Below are 16,241 nucleotides of genomic sequence, written 5' to 3'. Positions count from 1 at the left end.
AGTAGCTCTATGGATGCGCTAAAAAATTTAGCTTGCCCATTAAATTCCTTCTCTAGAATCGGTTCCATCACTATTAGCTCGGGTGAGAACCTCCACAAATAGTTCTTTCTTGGTACTTCACCTCTGAACTTATTCCAGACATCAGTAATTTGACGCGCTTACTGAACTAGCTGCACTAAGTTTTTGTTTAGAGTTGAGATACCTAACGGATGTTTTGTCTATTAACCGTACGCGGGTAATTTGATTTTCCAATTCCAGGTTTCCAATTCCAGGTTGTCGATCGCATGCGATCGTGACTCCTGAAGTACTACTTTCCCACCACTTCTAAACGGCTCTCCAATCCATCTTGGTGAGTGGTGGAGAATCGAAAAATCTAAGCCCAAGGAGATTGTTCAATGAATAGCTTGACAACAGGAATACAGGCTACGCCTGCAACTGCTTTTTCAGAAACTCCCTTACAAAGTCGCTCGGTTACAATTGCGATTCCTTCCTTCAATGAAGAAGGAAACCTGGAGCGATTGTTTCTTTTATTAGAGAATACATTTCGGAAACTTAAGTTCGATCTACCCGTGTTGCTCATCGATGATGGTAGCACTGACAGTAGTCCTGAGATCTTAACAGGTTTGATGGAACGTTATGCTTTTCTGAGAGTGATTCGCCATCCTAGCAGGCGTGGAGTAACTGAGGTCTGGAGAACGGCGATCGCCAATATTCACACTGATTGGATTCTATGGGGGCAAGCCGATCTAGAATCAAATCCTGAAACTGATATTCCACTTTTGCTAGAAGCTTGCGTGCCTGGTGTAGACGCTGTAGCAGGGCGGCGACTCAATCGTGGTGATGGTAAAGTGCGCGCCTCTAAACTGGCTAACTGGGCTTGTCAAAAAGCCTTTAATCTGGAAATCCATGATATGAATTGGATTAAGCTAGTACGTCGCGATCGGGTGGCAAAGCTGCCGTTGCAAATTATTACGCATCGCTATCTTCTGGCAATTTTGGCGGGTATCGGTTGCAAGGTAACCGAGGTTACCACGCCCTGGCACCCCCGCCATTCTGGTACTAGCAAGTTTGGGCGAAAACGCTTTTTGACTTCAGCGGTTAACTTTATCACTACCTGGCTGTGGTTCCAGATCGAAGGAAGTGCTTATCGCGACGAAGTGAAGATGATACAAAGTTGGAGTTCTGGTCCGAATGATACCACCTATATGAGAATCCCTAGGGATAAACTCTAGCCTTTCTGTAGGGACAATCCCTCGGCTGCAGTATGCACCCGCTCGCGAAGCGATTTCGCAAGAAATAATACCAAATCCGCATTATAGCGGTTTTCAGATGAAAACGAGAAGGGGGGTTGGGGGCGTTGCCCCCACACCCCCTGCCCTAACAGATCTGTCTATGGCTATACTCCTACAAAGAGGCAGTAAATTTTGCTTGAAAGATAAATGCCTCTCTCTCAAGTTTGTTTTTGTCGTATCTCTGATTGGCGCGTTTGTATTCTTTAAAATACTCGTAGCCAAATTTTCCCATGCCTCCCAATTGCTCGCACTGTTTGGCATGTACCATTTCGTGAGCGAGGAGAATTAGCTGTTGCCTATTTTCTGGTTGATAGGGCGCTCGGATATAAACGCGATCGCAATAGGTTTGGGCGGCTGAGTCAATCGCGCCTAGATGCACGATCGAATTGCCAACCTGCCACCGATCCATGAGTTTGGCTGCGTAGATGACGGAAACGCGATTGGCGAGACTCCTAAAGTCCCGACGCAAATAACTTTTTTGGAAATTGTCTAAACTCCGTCCACCCTGGCGATTGCGCGAGAGCATGGTTTTGGCGGCAGCCTGGTATGCGATCGCGCCTGCCTGCCCCCAAGTTTCTTCCAGCCAACTGGTTTGAGCCGCGTAGATAGCGATGCCTGACAGTCTTGAAATAATCAGCGCTGCAATTAGAGTGCCGACCGAGATCGAGAAAAACCTAAGAAATATATTTTTGCTAGTACTTCTGCGAACGGACGGCATGGCGATCGGCGATTCAATTACTATCATTCAACTCTCGCGCAATCACGACAACCGTGACGTTGTCGCGTCCTCCGTGGGATTTAGCAGCTTTAATTAGTGCCTCGACGGCTTTATGACAGGAACGATTTCCCTTAAGCTGGCTGGCAATGCGATCGTCCGTCAACTCTTCAGTCAAACCATCACTGCACAGTAAAAGGCGATCGCCTGGTTGAAAGTCCACCTTTTGAGCAGTTATCTCTTTGAGATCTTCTCTGCCCAAACATTGCAGTAGCATATGCCGCCACGGGTGGTTGCGGGCTTCATCGGTGCTAACTGCACCGGTTTGTACTGCCCTGGCAATCCAGGTATGATCTTCGCTCACCTGTTCGAGTCGGGGACCGCGCAGGCGATAGAGTCTGGAATCACCGATGTGGCAAAACCAGGGCTGTTCGTCAATAAACATGACTACAACTACGGTTGTACCAGAGTCGCCACGTACGGGGTGGATGTTTTGGTCGTGGAGAATCGCTTGATTTGCTTTTAACACCGCCTGTTGAAGTAATTCCTGAGGTGAATTTTTGCCCCACTCCAGGCTCAGATAAGCTCCGATCGATTCTGTAGTAATTCGGCTCGCTTCCTCCCCACCAGCGTGTCCTCCCATACCATCGGCAACAACAAAGAACCGACCATCGGGATCGATATGGTAGGAATCCTGGTTAGATGTTCTTACACAGCCAACGTCTGAGCTTCCAGCAAATGATAGTTTCATATTGGATAGTTACACTTACTCCTTTTGCGACTCCCTGAGTTAAAACATTGTTAAAACGTGCGCTCTGAGCGATCTATGCGGATCAGCAATCGCAACAGTGCAATTAGGAAAAAGATACCAATTGCCAGGGCAATTCCTGCAATTATGTACAATTTGTTAACTAATAGAATAGTTGCTGACAGGCTTGCCGCCGCCCAAAGTATAGAGTAAATGGCACCAATACCTATATTGCTGATGCGTCGCAGGATCCGGTCAGTTTCCTGCGATTTTACCCGCAAACGCAGATCGCCACGCTCTAATTTAACAATTGTGTCCTCAATTTTACGCGGCAGGTTAAAGGCAGAGTTGCCCATCTGCGCTGCTTGCCTGCCAATCTCGCCTAGAAAGGTGGCTGATAAACTGCCTGGATCTTTTGAATTGCCATTCTCCATCAGACTTGTAGCAAAAGGTTTTGCCACCTCCATAAAGTTAAACTCCGGATCTAAGCCTTTACCTAAACCCTCTAGTGTAGAAAATGCCCGCATCACAAATGTAAATGTGGCTGGGAACCTAAAGGGGCGATCGTAGGCAATCTCGTACAGGTCGTCGCTGATGGCAGCGATCGACTGCTTTTCAAATGGCTTACCCATGAAGTTATCCAGCATATATTGCACGGAACGGGTCACGGGGCCAATATCTCCAGATATTTCTAAAGCACCCAGCTCAACTAACGAAGAAATCACCCCGTCCGCATCCTTTTTGGCAATGCCAAAGAACGTGCGCAGTAATTTTTCTTTGGTAATTGGCTGGATTTGTCCCATCATACCAAAATCATAAAAAATCAACCCGCCGGAACTGGTGACGGCTAGATTGCCAGGGTGGGGATCGGCGTGGAAAAAGCCATGATTGAGCAATTGTTGCAGGTAAGATTCCGCCCCGATCGCAGCCAGGGCTTTACGATCTATACCGGCTGCTTCTAAGGCTTCGTAGTTACTAACTTTAATGCCGGGCATGTACTCTAAGGACAAAACCCGCTTAGAAGTAAATCGCCAGTAGATTCTTGGTACGACAATGCGAGGATCGTGTCGAAAATTGCGTCGAAATAGATCGGCATTGCGTCCTTCGTTGAGGTAATCAGCTTCTTGATAAAGGATGCGCTTGCATTCGTTATAAATACCCAACCAGTCGCGGCCCTTGCCGTAACGCGGGTGATTTTGGTAGTAGGTGGCAATCTGCTGCAAGATGGTGAGGTCGATCGCAAATAATTTCATTAACCCCGGACGCTGCACCTTGACAACAATCTCTTCGCCGGAATGTAGTTGGGCTTTATGAACTTGCCCCAAACTGGCAGCGGCGATCGGCACCGGATCGAAGTGGCGGAACATGGCGGCGATCGGCTTGCCTAAATCCGTTTCAATAATCTTGCCAACCTTTTCGCAGCCAAATGCTGGTACCCGATCCTGTAACTTAGATAACTCCTCCACATATTCGGCGGGGAATAAATCGGCACGGGTGGAGAATAACTGACCGACTTTAATAAATGTCGGGCCAAGTTGCAACAAAGATTCCCGCAGCCAGATGGCGCGCTTGCGCCTCCTTTTTTTTTGCGCTTCCTCGGTTTTCCCCCCGACATAACTCCACTTTTTCCGATCCAGCCAGTTGTACCAAAGAAACAGCAGTACTGTGCGCCAAATGTCTACAGTACGGGCTAGTTGGGAGTAATTTTCCTGGCTCCAGCGATAGGTAGGTTCAGACGACAGCCCTGACACAGTATAAGCGAGACCTTAACAAACCTTTACATTCTAACGCGATCGCTGGAATTTTCTGTGTCTGTAGCAAGATAGAGAAGACCACTTTAGTGCCATTCACCTTTAGTCTTGCTTTTGGTTGCGGTACTCTTGCAGTTCCGACTTAAGTTGAGCGATCTCTGCGCGCAAATTATCAATTACTTCCTGCAAATCTAGCGACTCGGATGCGCTACTCGTTTGGTAAACAGCGTTTTCTGCCTGGGTTGCTTTTGTAACCACATTATCTGCAAAGTTACGGAATTTTTCCCGTTGTTCCGCATCGAATTTACCCAAGGCGCTTAGGGCATCAGTTAAGCTGTCTTCCAAGAGATCGACTAGAGCCTCGGCGGTAGCTCTACCAATGAAAAAAGCACGAGTTAGTGGGTTTCCCATGTTTTTAGGCTCTCTAAATCTTCAATAAGCATATTTTAAGATATTTGAAGCTGGGCGATCGCCGACACTATTAAATTCCTCAAGGGACTTAACCCCCCTTTACTTTGAGGAGTGGTTTGTCCAGACACTTTGGTTGCACGCACAGAGTTATCAAGTCATTTGAAATAGTTTTGCTAAAATCAGGATGCAAAGGCTTTGGAGCAAAGGAGGACACTTAATGACAATAGTAGTTACTCTCAGTCCCGAATTAGAAGCATTATTACGCGAAAGGGCTACACAACAAGGTCAAGATGTAGGTTTTATCGCATCTGAACTATTGACTGCTGCCTTAAGGTGGGAAGAGCAAGATTTAAAAGAAGCTATTAGTGGTATTCAGCGAGGATTAGACGATTTTGAGGCAGGACAATTTCGGGCTTTCCAAGATTTTGCCGAAGAACAAGGCTATAGATACAACCTGCCAATTACTTCATGAAGTATAGTATCGAAATTTCAAGTGTGGCAGAAGCTGAGGCAGACAAAGCATTTCTACGGTTATCGCAAGTTACTTCTCCTGCAAAGGCGAGCCAATGGTATTCAGGGCTGCTAAAGTCGATCGCATCTCTGTCCCAAATGCCTAAACGTTGTCCCCTGGCACGAGAAAATAAGTATTTTACTCAGGAGATCCGCCAATTACTCTACGGTCAAGGGCGTAATTCGTATCGAGTCCTTTTCACAATTTTAGAAGGACAGAGTGGTTCAACAGTTCGCATTCTCCATATTCGTCATGCATCACAGAAAGCTGTTGGTGAAGTAACAGAGGAAACAGACGGAACCTAATGCTTGCCAGCAAGTTTCCTAGAATTCAAGGTTTTAGCAAGTCATAGGCAAATTTCAAAATCAAAGCAGATACCACTACTAGAAATAGAACTCTAATAAACTGGCTACCTTTGGTCAAGGCCATTCTTGAACCGATTAGAGAACCAGTGATATTGCAAACTGCCATAGGTAAGGCAACCTGATAAAGAATATTTCCTGTAGCAGCAAAATACAGCATGGCGGAGAGATTGGTGGCAAAGTTAACTACACGCGCCGAGGCAGCCGCATTGAGGAAGTCAAATCCAAATAAGCCAATAAAAGCAAAGGTGAGGAAACTGCCCGTCCCCGGCCCGAAAAAGCCATCATAAAAGCCGATTATTGCCCCGATCGCGATCCCCACCCATAATTGCATTGCCGCCTCTAGTTTCGGCGCGTGCAAATTGCCAAAGTCTTTCTTGACAAACGTGTAGATGGCAACAGCAATTAAAAGCACTAAAATTGCCGGACGCAGCATGGCAGGGTTAATTAAGCTCACTATGCGCGCGCCTAGGAATGAAAATATAAATGCCGCGATCGCGCTTGGTAAAGTAGCCCTCCAGCTAATCTTGACATGCCTGGTGTATTGCACGACTGCTATTGAGGTGCCAGCGATCGCTGCTAGCTTACTAGTGCCGAAAATAGTGGGTACTGCGATCTGCGGTAAAAAGATAAATAGGGCGGGCAATTGAATTAGACCGCCACCACCGACGATAGAGTCGATAAATCCTGCTAAACCAGAAAACCCGCATAGAAAGATAACTTCGAGCAATCACAACCTCCTGTATTTGAAGCTTTTGGCGGTCAGCCTTCAGCCAAGTTCCAATTCCCAACCCCAAACGCCCCCATCCTGAATGAAATCTGCTTGATGTGGGTATATTTAGGGCAAGGTTCTAAAGATCGAGTTCAATCATGCCCAGTGTTTCCACATCTAGTAAAAAAGCACCTAAAGGTACCGTAGTAGTTGAGTCATTTAAAGGAAGACTGAGACTGCGCTTTCGAGTAGCAGGCGATCGCTACTGTCTGGCAGTTGGGTTGCCAGATCTACCCGAAAATAGAGAAATAGCACAAGCACAAGCAAATCGGGTAGCTCAAGATATTAAAATCGGCCAATTCGATCCAACCCTGGCGAAATATCAAACACCCGAACGGACAAGGGCAATCAGACAGCAACCCATGCTAGATACTTTATGGGATAAGTATACTGAGTTTAGAAGCAAGCAAATTGCTACTCCCAGCACGCTCAAGAACTATAACCGCTTTCACAAAAGCGTACGTAGCGCGGACGAGCCTGGAGCAGATCCCACAGAGCCATTTTCTGGCAACTCAGGTATAAGCTGGACGCCCAGTACGACCCGACGACTGCTATCTGGCATTATTGAGTCAACATCCTTAATCGATGATTACCAAAAATTCCGCAATTATATAGAGGAATTACCATCAAAACATGTAGGCAACGCGATCGAAATCCACAGGTACATATGCAGAACACAACCTCCCAGTTCCGCAAATTATATTTTGACGCAAATTAAGATTTGCTGCGAATGGGCAACAAGATCGGGGCTGCTCAGTTATAACCCTTTTAGTCAACTCGGCGACTGTGAGGGGTTACCGCTTAAAGATTCGCTCTCAACGGAATCCTAATCTTCTTACTGCCGATCGCTATTAGACCTGATAGACGATCTAGATCTAGCATGGTTAGCAAGCTCTTGCGGGCAAAATTAAATAGGCTGTTAAACTTACCCCCATACTTATTGCCGCGCAGCAGCAGTATTTTAGTTGCGGTGTCCGGCGGGCAAGATTCGCTGTGCCTCGCTCAACTACTGTGGGGCCTACAGCCAAAATGGCAGTGGCATCTGGCGATCGCCCACTGCGACCATCAATGGCGAGCTGACTCTACTGCGAATGCGCTACACGTGCAACAACTAGCGAGCAACTGGGGCTTGCCATTCTGCCTGCGGACTGCCGAAGCTCCACCCCAAAACGAAGCCGCCGCAAGACAATGGCGCTATGCCATGTTGGAGGAGATGGCGCTGGAGGCACAATGCCAAATAGTTGTCACGGGACATACTAGAAGCGATCGGGCTGAAACTTTCCTGTTTAACCTGATGCGCGGTAGTGGGGCAGAAGGATTGCAATCGCTGTACTGGCAGCGTCCGCTAGGGGATAAGCTCGCTCTCGTCAGACCCCTGCTCGATATCAGTCGCAGTCAAACCCTCGAATACTGCCAGGAGTTAGAGCTGCCAGTTTGGCTTGATAGTACTAACGACAACCTGGACTATCAACGCAATCGCATTCGTCAAGAATTAATGCCCTACATAGTTCAGCACTTTAACCCCCAGATAGAGCGAGCCTTAGCGCAGACCGCCGATCTGCTCCATGCAGATGCGAGCTATCTAGAGCAACAGACCAGCCAGGCTTGGCAACCTGGAGACTTACCTAAAATTAACCGCATCGATCTGCGCCAGCAACACCCAGCATTACAGCGCCGGATCGCGCGCCAGTTTTTGCAATATCACCTGCGTCAAAGTGTCAGTTTTGCCCATGTCGAGAAATTTCTCCGCCTTGTCTCTGCGCCCCATCGCTCTCGTTGCGATCGCTTCCCTGGTGGAAGCTGGGCAGAAGTAGATCGTGCTTGGATTTGGCTGAGGCATAATTAGCCAGGACGATGGGATAAGCTATATAGTTAGTAGTCCTTTGAAATTAGTTTTAGAGCTTTTAGATATGTATATCTGGTTCAAAATAGCTTGGGCAGTAATTGCCGCCATACTCATACTTCTGATTCTGCTGCACAGCCCTAAGGGAGATGGTTTAGGTGGTATTGGCGGACAAGCGCAACTATTTTCCAGTACCAAGAGTGCGGAAACAACCTTAAATCGGCTTACCTGGACGCTAACAGTAATGTTCCTCAGCCTGACTGTGGCGCTAAGTGCAGGGCTGATTGCTCCACCAACAACCGCTACTCCATCTGCGCAACCAGCCCCAACTGCTCTCCCTAAAACAAATCCCACCGATCTACCTAGTGGTAAATAATCTTGTTATTTGGTTAAATACACTAGATTTTAATTATTTCTAAGTTCCTATGGGGCGATCGCGGTAACTAGGTATGGGACTGAATAACTGGCCGATCGTTAAGCTTGCAGTTCTTACTGTCGTTGCCTATCAAATGTTAGGCACATTGCCTGCCTGTGCCTTACCCCTCTCTCCAGGCGATCGCCTCCGAATTACTATACCTGAAGGCGAACTGTTTAACGGGATTTACGAAGTGAACCTGGATGGCAATATTCAGGTACCTTATCTCGATCCAATTTCCGTAAAAGGTCTGGAACTAAGCGATCTAGAGCGAGAGCTAACCAGACTTCTTGTGGGTAAGGGCTATTTTAACCCCACATTTATTAAAGTCAACGTAGCGATTATAGAATGGGCAGCGGTGCAGGTTTCAGTGGCCGGTGCCACATTCCAGCCCGGACTAGTTTTAATCAACGCGCGATCGGCACCCGATCGGGCATTGCAACAGCAGCGCACTACAGGGGACTATCCAGTCGAGCGCTTCCTGACCGCAGCCTTGCGTAACGCAGGCGGCGTAACCCCAGATGCAGATGTTAAATCTATACGTCTGATCAGAGACAAACAAGAGAAAATAATCGATTTGTCTGGGGTATTCAGTGGCGAACCAGTAGAAGATATTCCCCTAATTGCAGGCGATCGCATAGTTGTCCCCAAACTCGCGGCTGTTAATAACGAGCAGGTCAGACCCTCGCAAATTACCCCGCCGGGAATTAGAGTGATCCTATCTAACCTGACCGTGCCTGCAAGTAGCAATGCTAGCGCGTCAATCACCCGCGAAGCTACTACGTTTGCCTATGGTTCGCGATTATCTCAAGCAGTGATTTCTGGCAACTGTGCTGGCGGTACATTAGCTACTAATGCCAGTCGCTTTGCTGTCTTAGTAAGAACAGAACGCGTTACAGGAACGACCAAAACCTGGGAGCGATCGATCGAAGATTTACTTAAAAAGCCAAATGAAGATTCCATCAACCCATTCCTCATGCCAGATGACGGTGTAGTCTGCTATGATTCATCACTTACAGACGCTAGAGACGTAGCCCGCACGATTGGTGACTTCCTAAACCCAATTAATCTGCTTAGAGGTATATTTGGAGGATCGAATAGATGAATGGCTCTACCTCTATAGAACCATCCCCAGTCAAAGGATCGAAAGGTTCCCATGCCGGGTTATCCTATTTGTTCTGGGGAATAATTGCCAATTCAATTATTTGGGGCTTTGGGGTGCTCTATCTCAAACTGGCTCCCTCCAGCTATACCAGTCAGTTTTCTCTGATTCTACCTGGATCTGGTTCTGGAATTAATCTTACCCTGCCCGAAATCGGCTCTGCCACATCCTCCAGTACCTCTCCATTTGGTAGCTCTTCTCAAGATCCCAGGGCTAACTACCAGTACATTGCCAACGACGAAAATGTAATTGAAGAGGCGGCCAGATCCTTAAATATCACTCCTAAAGAGTTTGGTAAGCCCAAATCCAAACTGATTGACAACACCACCATCTTGCAGTTCGATCTTGATGCTACCTCACCACAAAAGGCAAGGGATCGTTCCTACGCGCTTTATCGAGCACTGACGCGCAAAGTGAGTCAACTGCGTGCTGAGGAAATGACTAAGCGGGACGTAGGGATTCAAGCAACTCTTGAATCGGCTCAAAAGAGGCTGCAAGATGCCCAAAGGCGACTCTCGGAATACAAAGCAAAATCTGGCTTGAACTCGAGCGATCAGGTAAAGGATCTCTCTAGTAATATCGAGCAGCTCCGCAAACAAAAAGCTGAGACACTGGCACAGCAGCAGCAGGTCTCCCAGCGACTTCAGCAACTATCATCTGACCTGGGATTATCAGTACAGGAAGCTGCCAATGCTTTTACGCTCAATGCCGATCAGTTATTTCAACAAAATCTTAAAGACTACAATGAATCTACAGCAACGTTGACAGTGCTGAGATCTAAGTGGGGTAAGAATCATCCCTCAGTTGTCAAGGAGTTTGCCAAGCAAGAAGCGGCTCAAACTGCCCTCATGAAACGAGCCAGAATTTTACTAGGTCGAGATATCAATCAAGCTAATTTAGCTCGCCTTAACCTTAGTTCTAACTCTAATGGAACTGGCAGAGATGCACTATTTAAAGAGCTGGTTACCGTTCAAGCAGAGCGTAGTGGAATTGTAGCCCAAAATGAGACATTGACGCAGCAGATCGAACTGCTAGAGTCGAGGCTCAATCGGCTATCGCAGAAGTCATTGATGTTGGAGCGGCTGCAACGTGACGCTCAAATTGCCGAAGCAGTATTTGCCTCCACTTTGGCCAAGCTGGATCTGGGCAAGACAGAAATTTTTGCGGCATACCCTCTGGTGCAACTCATATCCGAACCTAGTTTGCCTGATGTTCCAACTTCACCTAAACCACTGTTTGTCTATCTGGGGGCATCTATCGGTTCCATACTTGCAACCACGGCGTTTTTTTTACTATATTTGCGCCAGCGCCGACAATCTAAATATCAAATCAATACACTGTCATTGGATGCAGCTTCCTCTCCCGAGCCTAAACTCGATCGCGGTACCGATCCTGCAATTATTCCACCAACACCTTTAAGTAATAAGCCACGATCCTAAGTTTAACCTTTGTCCGAGTTAACACATGCAGCCCCGTAACTTTGAAGAAAAAGTTATCTGGTATTCCATTATTGGAACCTATGTTTTTTACTTCACGGGCACGCTTTATTTTGTTCCACCTATCCTTGCTTGGGTGTTAACTTTTTATCTTCTGTGGAAACTCTGGTTGCAGACTAAGGATACTCCCACAGAGGATCGAATTAACATCCCGCTAACAACGTGGGTATGGATAGTATCTATGCTCATGATGTTTGTGGCACTAGTTGGCGGTCATCTAAATTTTAATCTTGGCCTGGCTGCTACGATTAAGTCATCGTTTGGGTGGGGGAAAGGATGGGCGATGTGGGCGCTACTACCGTTAATTGGTTGTTTGAATATACGCCCGCAGATTATCAGTAGGGCTGTTTGTATTCTATGTTTACAGTCTTTGATTTTATATCCCGTTTACTATGCTGGTTCTTTGCTGAAATTACCCAACCCACTCTATACACTGCCATTTAACTTTTTTGGGGCTCCGGCTGGTACGTTTAGCATTTCTCTCTATTTATTTGATGCTAATGATGGGAAGCTACGTATTGGTTTATTCGCGCCTTGGGCAGCAGCTATAGGGTACGTGGGGACAATGCTATTTCCCCTTACTTTGGGAGAATCAAATCGAGTATGGCGTGGCATTGGTATGGCAGGTTCTTTAATGATGTGTTGGATTTCTGGCTCGAGGTTAGCCGTTGTATCGGTGCCTGCTACCTGGCTAATTGCTCAAACCTTATCCAAGATTAGCCACCCAGTAGTTTTGTTTTTAGGTAGCTTTTTCAGCGTACTGGCTGGTGCTTTTTTTAATACGATTGTTGAGTTCTATCAGTCATTTTTTGAAGGCTTTCGTAACCTGCGTAAAGGCTCTAATATAGTTAGAGAAGCTTTAGATCGGATCGCGATCGAACGCTGGAGCGAGGCCCCAATCGTAGGGCACGGCACGGTCGAACGGGGACCGCATTTAGTCGAATTTATGCCCATTGGCTCGCATAACACCTGGACTGGTTTGTTATTCGTAAAAGGTGCTGTGGGGTTTGCGGCCTTAGCCGTGCCCATGTTATTTAGCTTTGTCACCCTGGTCTTTAAGGCCCAATCCAGCAAAACTGCCAAGATTGCCCTTAATATTCATTTAGTTATATTCTTAAATTCATTCGCTGACAGCTTAGAAGTAACAGTCTACATTGTCTGGATGTCTCTAATATTTATGGGGATTGCATTTAAGGAAAGCCAGGGACGGGATTTAAACCTAAATCTGGAAACTGCTCCAGCTAGTCACAAGACATTGGACACTACAAATTCAAATGAAATCTCTAATTGACAAACTCAAACAGAAATTCTCTAGTAAGTTTGTCCAGAATGTGGGCTGGATGGGCGCTAGCCAACTGGTAAACCGGGTATTTCGCCTGGCGACAACCGTTGTTTCTGCTCAGTGGCTGAGCGAAGAAGATTTTGGCTTGTTGGCAATCGTCTTAACCGTTAATGAGTTCGTGCTAGTGTTTACTCGCACTGGGATTGGGGAAAAACTCACCCAAGCTAAAGAAGAAGATATTGAGGAATATTGCAGGACGGTTTATTGGTTGACCTGGGTAATTTCTATTATCTTTTTTTTGGGTCAGTGCGCGATCGCTTTTCCGATCGCCTGGTTCTACGGTAACGATCGCCTGATATTACCAATCTGTTTTTTAGGCATCACCTACTTGATCACTGCGGTTTCGGAAGTGCCCTCAGGTCTGATTCAACGCGAAAATCGCCTGCACGTGTTTGCGATTGCCAACTCGGTGGGCAATATGGCAACCAATAGCTTGTGTGTAATTCTCCTGCTGGCAGGAGTGGGTATGTGGGCAATGATTATTCCTCAAGTAGTGTTAGCGCCAGTATGGGTGGCAATTTATTTGAAATATCATCCCTGGCGAGTCACTGGTGCTTTTACTCTACACCGCTGGCAAGAAATTATTAACTACAGTAAGAACCTTCTAGGAGTCGAGCTACTGGGGACTTTACGGTCTAACATTGACTATTTACTAATTGCCAAGTTTCTCTCTTTCAAAGAATTGGGATTGTATTATTTTGCCTTTAGCTCTGGAATTGGCATTAGCTTAAACGTAATTAGCACGTTAAACGAACCCCTATTTCCCTATCTTTGCTCTGCTCGGGGAAATCCCACCCTATTAAGAAAGTATTATTTTGAGGCGCTCAAAACCATTGCGATCGTAGCCGTACCAATTATGGTTTTACAGGCAAGTTTGGCTCCCTTCTACGTCCCCATCATCTTCGGTGCCAAATGGAAGCCTGCGATTCCTATTTTGATCCTGATTTGTTTATCTGCCATACCCCGCCCTTTTGCTAATGCTAGTTCGCGCTTGCTTTGGACAGTGGACAAACCACAGCTAGATTTATATTGGAACGTTATATTTACGATCGTACTTACGCTCGCCATCTCGATCGGCCTGCATTGGGGGGTGCTGGGAGTAGGTTTTGCAGTTTTGCTCGCCCACGCGATCGCTCTGCCCACTTATACGATCTGGGCAAGTTGGTATGGTTTGAGGCTAGCGTCCAAAATGTAACTGGAAAGGGATGCAGAATCGTTACATATGAAAGTTTGCTACTTAATTCAAACCCACGCAAATCCACAGCAAATCTTAAGACTGGTCAGTACGATTAGACAATCTAGCGATCGCGCTTTCATTTTGATCGACCACGATCCCACAAACTGTCAATTACCAGTTGAACCATTTCAAAAATTTAAAGATGTGACGATTATTAACGCTAACAAGTGCGTGCGAGGGGATTTCACGCTCGTGCAAAACTACTTAGATGCTGTGGAATGGTTGCTAGATCGGAATATTCAATTTGACTGGTTAACTAATTTGTCGGGGCAAGACTATCCAACCCAGCCACTGGAGCGTATCGAACAATTTCTTGCCACAACTGAGTACGATGGCTTTTTGGAATGGTTTGATGTGTTATCGCCGTTGAGTCATTGGACGCTTGCAGAAGGGCAAGAGCGCTACTTCTATCAGTATTGGCGTTGGGAGCACAGCCCATCAAAATGGCAAATGTGTTTGCTAGTACCGCTCAAGAAAATAGTTAATAGACTGCAACCGTACGCTCGGATTAATCTCGCCTATGGCTTTGCAATTGGCAGACGCGCCCCGATAATCCCTTTTAGCCAGAATTTTATCTGTTATGGTGGGTCGCACTTCAAAACACTGTCCCGGCAATGCGTTGAATACCTTTATCGGTATACTAAAGAGCATCCTGACCTGGTTGAGTATTATGCCAAAACTCTAAATAGCGATGAGTCTTACATGCAAACGGTACTCGTAAATAGCAGACAGTTTAATCTTTGTAATGCTAACAAAATGTATGTGGATTTTAGTCAGACTCGATATGGTAGGCCCAAAGTACTGACAGTTGCGGACTATGCAAGCCTTACCACTCCAGAATATCACTTTGCTCGGAAATTCGATCTGGCAACCGATTCGGCAATTTTAGATCGGTTAGATAGCCTGGTATTGCGCTAGGTACTGTTAGAGACATAACAAAGTAGGCGGCGATCGCATGATGACACCACCCACTTTATATGAAGAAATATTAGGCTATCGAAAGCATGCAAGCCAGTTGCAGTAATTACTTGCGATAAATACGCTTTTGCTGTCTCCGCTTTTCGATCGCTTTGCGCTTGCGTTTTTCCGTTGTAGTCTCAAAATAACGGTGCTTCTTCATGTCTAGGAAAATACCAGCCTTAACTACTTGACGCTTAAAGCGGCGTAGTGCTGATTCAATCCCTTCATGATCGCCAACAATTACCTGGGTCATCCCATCTCCTTCATAATGTTTTTAAGTTTAGTCACTACCTAATTACTACTATTGACAAAAAACACGCCGACTAAAACCCTAAAACATTTAAAGTACAGACAAAAATCGGTCTCTACTTCTGTTTAGCTTTTAGTCAGTTCCTGTCCTAAGAACGTCTAGAAAAACGATTGCTCTCGGGATCGGAACGTCTAGATCTGCTAAAAGAGCCACCTTTATTTTCCCGAGGCTTTGCCTTGTTCACTTTCAGATTTCGTCCCATCCATTCCGCCCCATCAAGAGCAGCGATCGCACTTTCCTCTTCCGCGTCAGATGACATTTCCACAAAAGCAAAACCGCGCATTCTGCCAGTTTCCCTGTCGGTTGGCACTTGCACGCGCTTTACCGCACCATAATCAGCGAAAATTTCGCTTAGATCTTCTTGAGTAACTTCATAGGACAAGTTACCAATGTAAATAGACATACTATATCTCCAGAATCACAGAATCACAGTTACTAGAAAATTTGATTCGGAGAGAGTCTGCAAAAAGCATAATTACAAATCAATCGACCGAATAAATCTTGATTGGGCACATACTAACACATTGCCACTCCTCATGCCTATGCTAAGCGACACTTCGCTAGTTGCGTCAACCCCAAGCACTTTAGAGATGTGCGTACGCGGTAGAGGAATACCGGATAATTAACGCGGATTTGAGATCGGGTCTTGGTTCGACACCTGAAGTTACCAATCGTTTTATAAACATATATAAAAATTGCTTGAATTTTTTAGGCAATTTGCGTACTTTATAAATCAAGGCACTTAGCTATATCTTACAAAATAAGGTTAGCTAAATAAGGCTGGCTCCATCGGGCAGTGCCTCCTCCCGAGGTCAGTTGCGTTCAAAGCAATCTAATGTCATTTCTGCTAGTTTTTGTCTTACCGTCGAACGAACAATCTATATCTGCTTCTTTAGGAAGCCTGGAAGGTTAGT

Annotated in this window: 18 protein-coding genes; 11 read left to right on the top strand and 7 right to left on the bottom strand. The window is 46.1% G+C overall.

Annotated elements, in window-relative coordinates:
- The first annotated feature begins 395 nt into the window (after positions 1 to 395).
- Positions 396 to 1,232, top strand: a complete 837-nt coding sequence (locus PSE6802_RS0125830; RefSeq protein WP_019502912.1) for a glycosyltransferase family 2 protein — start codon at positions 396 to 398, stop codon at positions 1,230 to 1,232.
- A gap of 172 nt (positions 1,233 to 1,404) precedes the next feature.
- Here the strand turns inward: PSE6802_RS0125830 and PSE6802_RS30385 are convergent, their stop codons facing one another.
- The 4 genes from PSE6802_RS30385 to PSE6802_RS0125805 form a co-directional block, all read right to left on the bottom strand.
- Positions 1,405 to 2,037, bottom strand: a complete 633-nt coding sequence (locus PSE6802_RS30385) for a hypothetical protein (RefSeq protein ID WP_019502911.1) — start codon at positions 2,035 to 2,037, stop codon at positions 1,405 to 1,407.
- Entirely contained in the window at positions 2,024 to 2,758 is a 735-nt protein-coding gene (locus tag PSE6802_RS0125815) for a PP2C family protein-serine/threonine phosphatase (RefSeq protein ID WP_019502910.1), read from the bottom strand. Before PSE6802_RS0125815 ends, PSE6802_RS30385 begins: the two co-directional genes overlap by 14 nt.
- A gap of 50 nt (positions 2,759 to 2,808) precedes the next feature.
- A complete protein-coding gene (locus PSE6802_RS0125810) occupies positions 2,809 to 4,506 on the bottom strand; it encodes an ABC1 kinase family protein (protein ID WP_019502909.1) in 1,698 nt (565 codons plus the stop codon).
- 102 nt (positions 4,507 to 4,608) lie between these two features.
- Positions 4,609 to 4,917, bottom strand: coding sequence for a DUF6825 family protein (locus tag PSE6802_RS0125805; protein WP_019502908.1), 309 nt, complete (start codon positions 4,915 to 4,917; stop codon positions 4,609 to 4,611).
- A gap of 217 nt (positions 4,918 to 5,134) precedes the next feature.
- On the opposite strand from PSE6802_RS0125805, the gene PSE6802_RS0125800 reads away from it, so the two are divergent.
- Together PSE6802_RS0125800 and PSE6802_RS0125795 are read left to right on the top strand one after the other, a co-directional pair.
- The gene (locus PSE6802_RS0125800; RefSeq protein WP_019502907.1) at positions 5,135 to 5,389 is read left to right on the top strand and encodes a hypothetical protein; all 255 of its coding nucleotides are present in this window, start codon (positions 5,135 to 5,137) and stop codon (positions 5,387 to 5,389) included.
- Positions 5,386 to 5,733: a type II toxin-antitoxin system RelE/ParE family toxin gene (locus PSE6802_RS0125795; RefSeq protein WP_019502906.1), complete on the top strand. Its 348-nt coding sequence runs from the start codon at positions 5,386 to 5,388 to the stop codon at positions 5,731 to 5,733. The genes PSE6802_RS0125800 and PSE6802_RS0125795 overlap by 4 nt, the downstream gene beginning before the upstream one ends.
- A 25-nt stretch (positions 5,734 to 5,758) precedes the next feature.
- On the opposite strand, the gene PSE6802_RS0125790 is transcribed toward PSE6802_RS0125795, so the two are convergent.
- Positions 5,759 to 6,520 (bottom strand): sulfite exporter TauE/SafE family protein, encoded by a 762-nt coding sequence (locus PSE6802_RS0125790; protein ID WP_019502905.1) that lies wholly within the window; start codon positions 6,518 to 6,520, stop codon positions 5,759 to 5,761.
- 140 nt (positions 6,521 to 6,660) lie between these two features.
- Between PSE6802_RS0125790 and PSE6802_RS0125785 the strand changes: the two genes are divergently transcribed.
- The 8 genes from PSE6802_RS0125785 to PSE6802_RS0125750 all read left to right on the top strand — a co-directional run bounded on the left by PSE6802_RS0125785 (position 6,661) and on the right by PSE6802_RS0125750 (position 14,975).
- The gene (locus tag PSE6802_RS0125785; RefSeq protein WP_019502904.1) at positions 6,661 to 7,392 is read left to right on the top strand and encodes an Arm DNA-binding domain-containing protein; all 732 of its coding nucleotides are present in this window, start codon (positions 6,661 to 6,663) and stop codon (positions 7,390 to 7,392) included.
- A gap of 50 nt (positions 7,393 to 7,442) precedes the next feature.
- The gene (gene tilS / locus PSE6802_RS0125780; RefSeq protein WP_019502903.1) at positions 7,443 to 8,408 is read left to right on the top strand and encodes a tRNA lysidine(34) synthetase TilS; all 966 of its coding nucleotides are present in this window, start codon (positions 7,443 to 7,445) and stop codon (positions 8,406 to 8,408) included.
- Positions 8,409 to 8,472: 64 nt separating this feature from the next.
- Positions 8,473 to 8,781: a preprotein translocase subunit SecG gene (secG, locus tag PSE6802_RS0125775; protein ID WP_019502902.1), complete on the top strand. Its 309-nt coding sequence runs from the start codon at positions 8,473 to 8,475 to the stop codon at positions 8,779 to 8,781.
- Between the two features lie 73 nt (positions 8,782 to 8,854).
- Positions 8,855 to 9,925 carry a polysaccharide biosynthesis/export family protein gene (locus tag PSE6802_RS0125770; protein WP_019502901.1) on the top strand — a complete coding sequence of 357 codons (1,071 nt, stop codon included), beginning with the start codon at positions 8,855 to 8,857 and terminating at the stop codon, positions 9,923 to 9,925.
- Positions 9,922 to 11,421, top strand: a complete 1,500-nt coding sequence (locus PSE6802_RS0125765) for a GumC family protein (protein WP_019502900.1) — start codon at positions 9,922 to 9,924, stop codon at positions 11,419 to 11,421. Before PSE6802_RS0125770 ends, PSE6802_RS0125765 begins: the two co-directional genes overlap by 4 nt.
- A gap of 25 nt (positions 11,422 to 11,446) precedes the next feature.
- Complete coding sequence (locus tag PSE6802_RS0125760) at positions 11,447 to 12,769, top strand: hypothetical protein (protein WP_019502899.1); 1,323 nt, start codon at positions 11,447 to 11,449, stop codon at positions 12,767 to 12,769.
- A complete protein-coding gene (locus PSE6802_RS0125755) occupies positions 12,753 to 14,015 on the top strand; it encodes a lipopolysaccharide biosynthesis protein (RefSeq protein ID WP_019502898.1) in 1,263 nt (420 codons plus the stop codon). The genes PSE6802_RS0125760 and PSE6802_RS0125755 overlap by 17 nt, the downstream gene beginning before the upstream one ends.
- A gap of 27 nt (positions 14,016 to 14,042) precedes the next feature.
- Entirely contained in the window at positions 14,043 to 14,975 is a 933-nt protein-coding gene (locus tag PSE6802_RS0125750; RefSeq protein WP_019502897.1) for a beta-1,6-N-acetylglucosaminyltransferase, read from the top strand.
- 106 nt (positions 14,976 to 15,081) lie between these two features.
- Here PSE6802_RS0125750 and rpsU read toward each other — a convergent pair whose 3' ends face one another.
- Positions 15,082 to 15,270 carry a 30S ribosomal protein S21 gene (gene rpsU, locus PSE6802_RS0125745; RefSeq protein ID WP_019502896.1) on the bottom strand — a complete coding sequence of 63 codons (189 nt, stop codon included), beginning with the start codon at positions 15,268 to 15,270 and terminating at the stop codon, positions 15,082 to 15,084.
- A gap of 145 nt (positions 15,271 to 15,415) precedes the next feature.
- Positions 15,416 to 15,730, bottom strand: coding sequence for an RNA recognition motif domain-containing protein (locus PSE6802_RS0125740; protein WP_019502895.1), 315 nt, complete (start codon positions 15,728 to 15,730; stop codon positions 15,416 to 15,418).
- Positions 15,731 to 16,241 lie beyond the last annotated feature (511 nt).

Origin of the sequence: Pseudanabaena sp. PCC 6802, from assembly GCF_000332175.1 — a bacterium.
In the GTDB taxonomy this organism is placed as follows: domain Bacteria; phylum Cyanobacteriota; class Cyanobacteriia; order Pseudanabaenales; family Pseudanabaenaceae; genus PCC-6802.
This window is presented reverse-complemented; position numbering and strand designations above follow the sequence as displayed.

What these genes read in the sequence shown, in the direction of transcription:
- PSE6802_RS0125785 (WP_019502904.1), top strand. Translation starts at nt 6,661, where the DNA reads ATGCCCAGTGTTTCCACATCTAGTAAAAAAGCACCTAAAGGTACCGTA.
- PSE6802_RS0125795 (WP_019502906.1), top strand. Translation starts at nt 5,386, where the DNA reads ATGAAGTATAGTATCGAAATTTCAAGTGTGGCAGAAGCTGAGGCAGAC.
- PSE6802_RS0125765 (WP_019502900.1), top strand. Translation starts at nt 9,922, where the DNA reads ATGAATGGCTCTACCTCTATAGAACCATCCCCAGTCAAAGGATCGAAA.
- PSE6802_RS0125770 (WP_019502901.1), top strand. Translation starts at nt 8,855, where the DNA reads ATGGGACTGAATAACTGGCCGATCGTTAAGCTTGCAGTTCTTACTGTC.
- PSE6802_RS30385 (WP_019502911.1), bottom strand. Translation starts at nt 2,037, where the DNA reads ATGATAGTAATTGAATCGCCGATCGCCATGCCGTCCGTTCGCAGAAGT.
- tilS (WP_019502903.1), top strand. Translation starts at nt 7,443, where the DNA reads ATGGTTAGCAAGCTCTTGCGGGCAAAATTAAATAGGCTGTTAAACTTA.
- PSE6802_RS0125755 (WP_019502898.1), top strand. Translation starts at nt 12,753, where the DNA reads ATGAAATCTCTAATTGACAAACTCAAACAGAAATTCTCTAGTAAGTTT.
- PSE6802_RS0125760 (WP_019502899.1), top strand. Translation starts at nt 11,447, where the DNA reads ATGCAGCCCCGTAACTTTGAAGAAAAAGTTATCTGGTATTCCATTATT.
- secG (WP_019502902.1), top strand. Translation starts at nt 8,473, where the DNA reads ATGTATATCTGGTTCAAAATAGCTTGGGCAGTAATTGCCGCCATACTC.
- rpsU (WP_019502896.1), bottom strand. Translation starts at nt 15,270, where the DNA reads ATGACCCAGGTAATTGTTGGCGATCATGAAGGGATTGAATCAGCACTA.
- PSE6802_RS0125750 (WP_019502897.1), top strand. Translation starts at nt 14,043, where the DNA reads ATGAAAGTTTGCTACTTAATTCAAACCCACGCAAATCCACAGCAAATC.
- PSE6802_RS0125830 (WP_019502912.1), top strand. Translation starts at nt 396, where the DNA reads ATGAATAGCTTGACAACAGGAATACAGGCTACGCCTGCAACTGCTTTT.
- PSE6802_RS0125800 (WP_019502907.1), top strand. Translation starts at nt 5,135, where the DNA reads ATGACAATAGTAGTTACTCTCAGTCCCGAATTAGAAGCATTATTACGC.
- PSE6802_RS0125815 (WP_019502910.1), bottom strand. Translation starts at nt 2,758, where the DNA reads ATGAAACTATCATTTGCTGGAAGCTCAGACGTTGGCTGTGTAAGAACA.
- PSE6802_RS0125740 (WP_019502895.1), bottom strand. Translation starts at nt 15,730, where the DNA reads ATGTCTATTTACATTGGTAACTTGTCCTATGAAGTTACTCAAGAAGAT.
- PSE6802_RS0125805 (WP_019502908.1), bottom strand. Translation starts at nt 4,917, where the DNA reads ATGGGAAACCCACTAACTCGTGCTTTTTTCATTGGTAGAGCTACCGCC.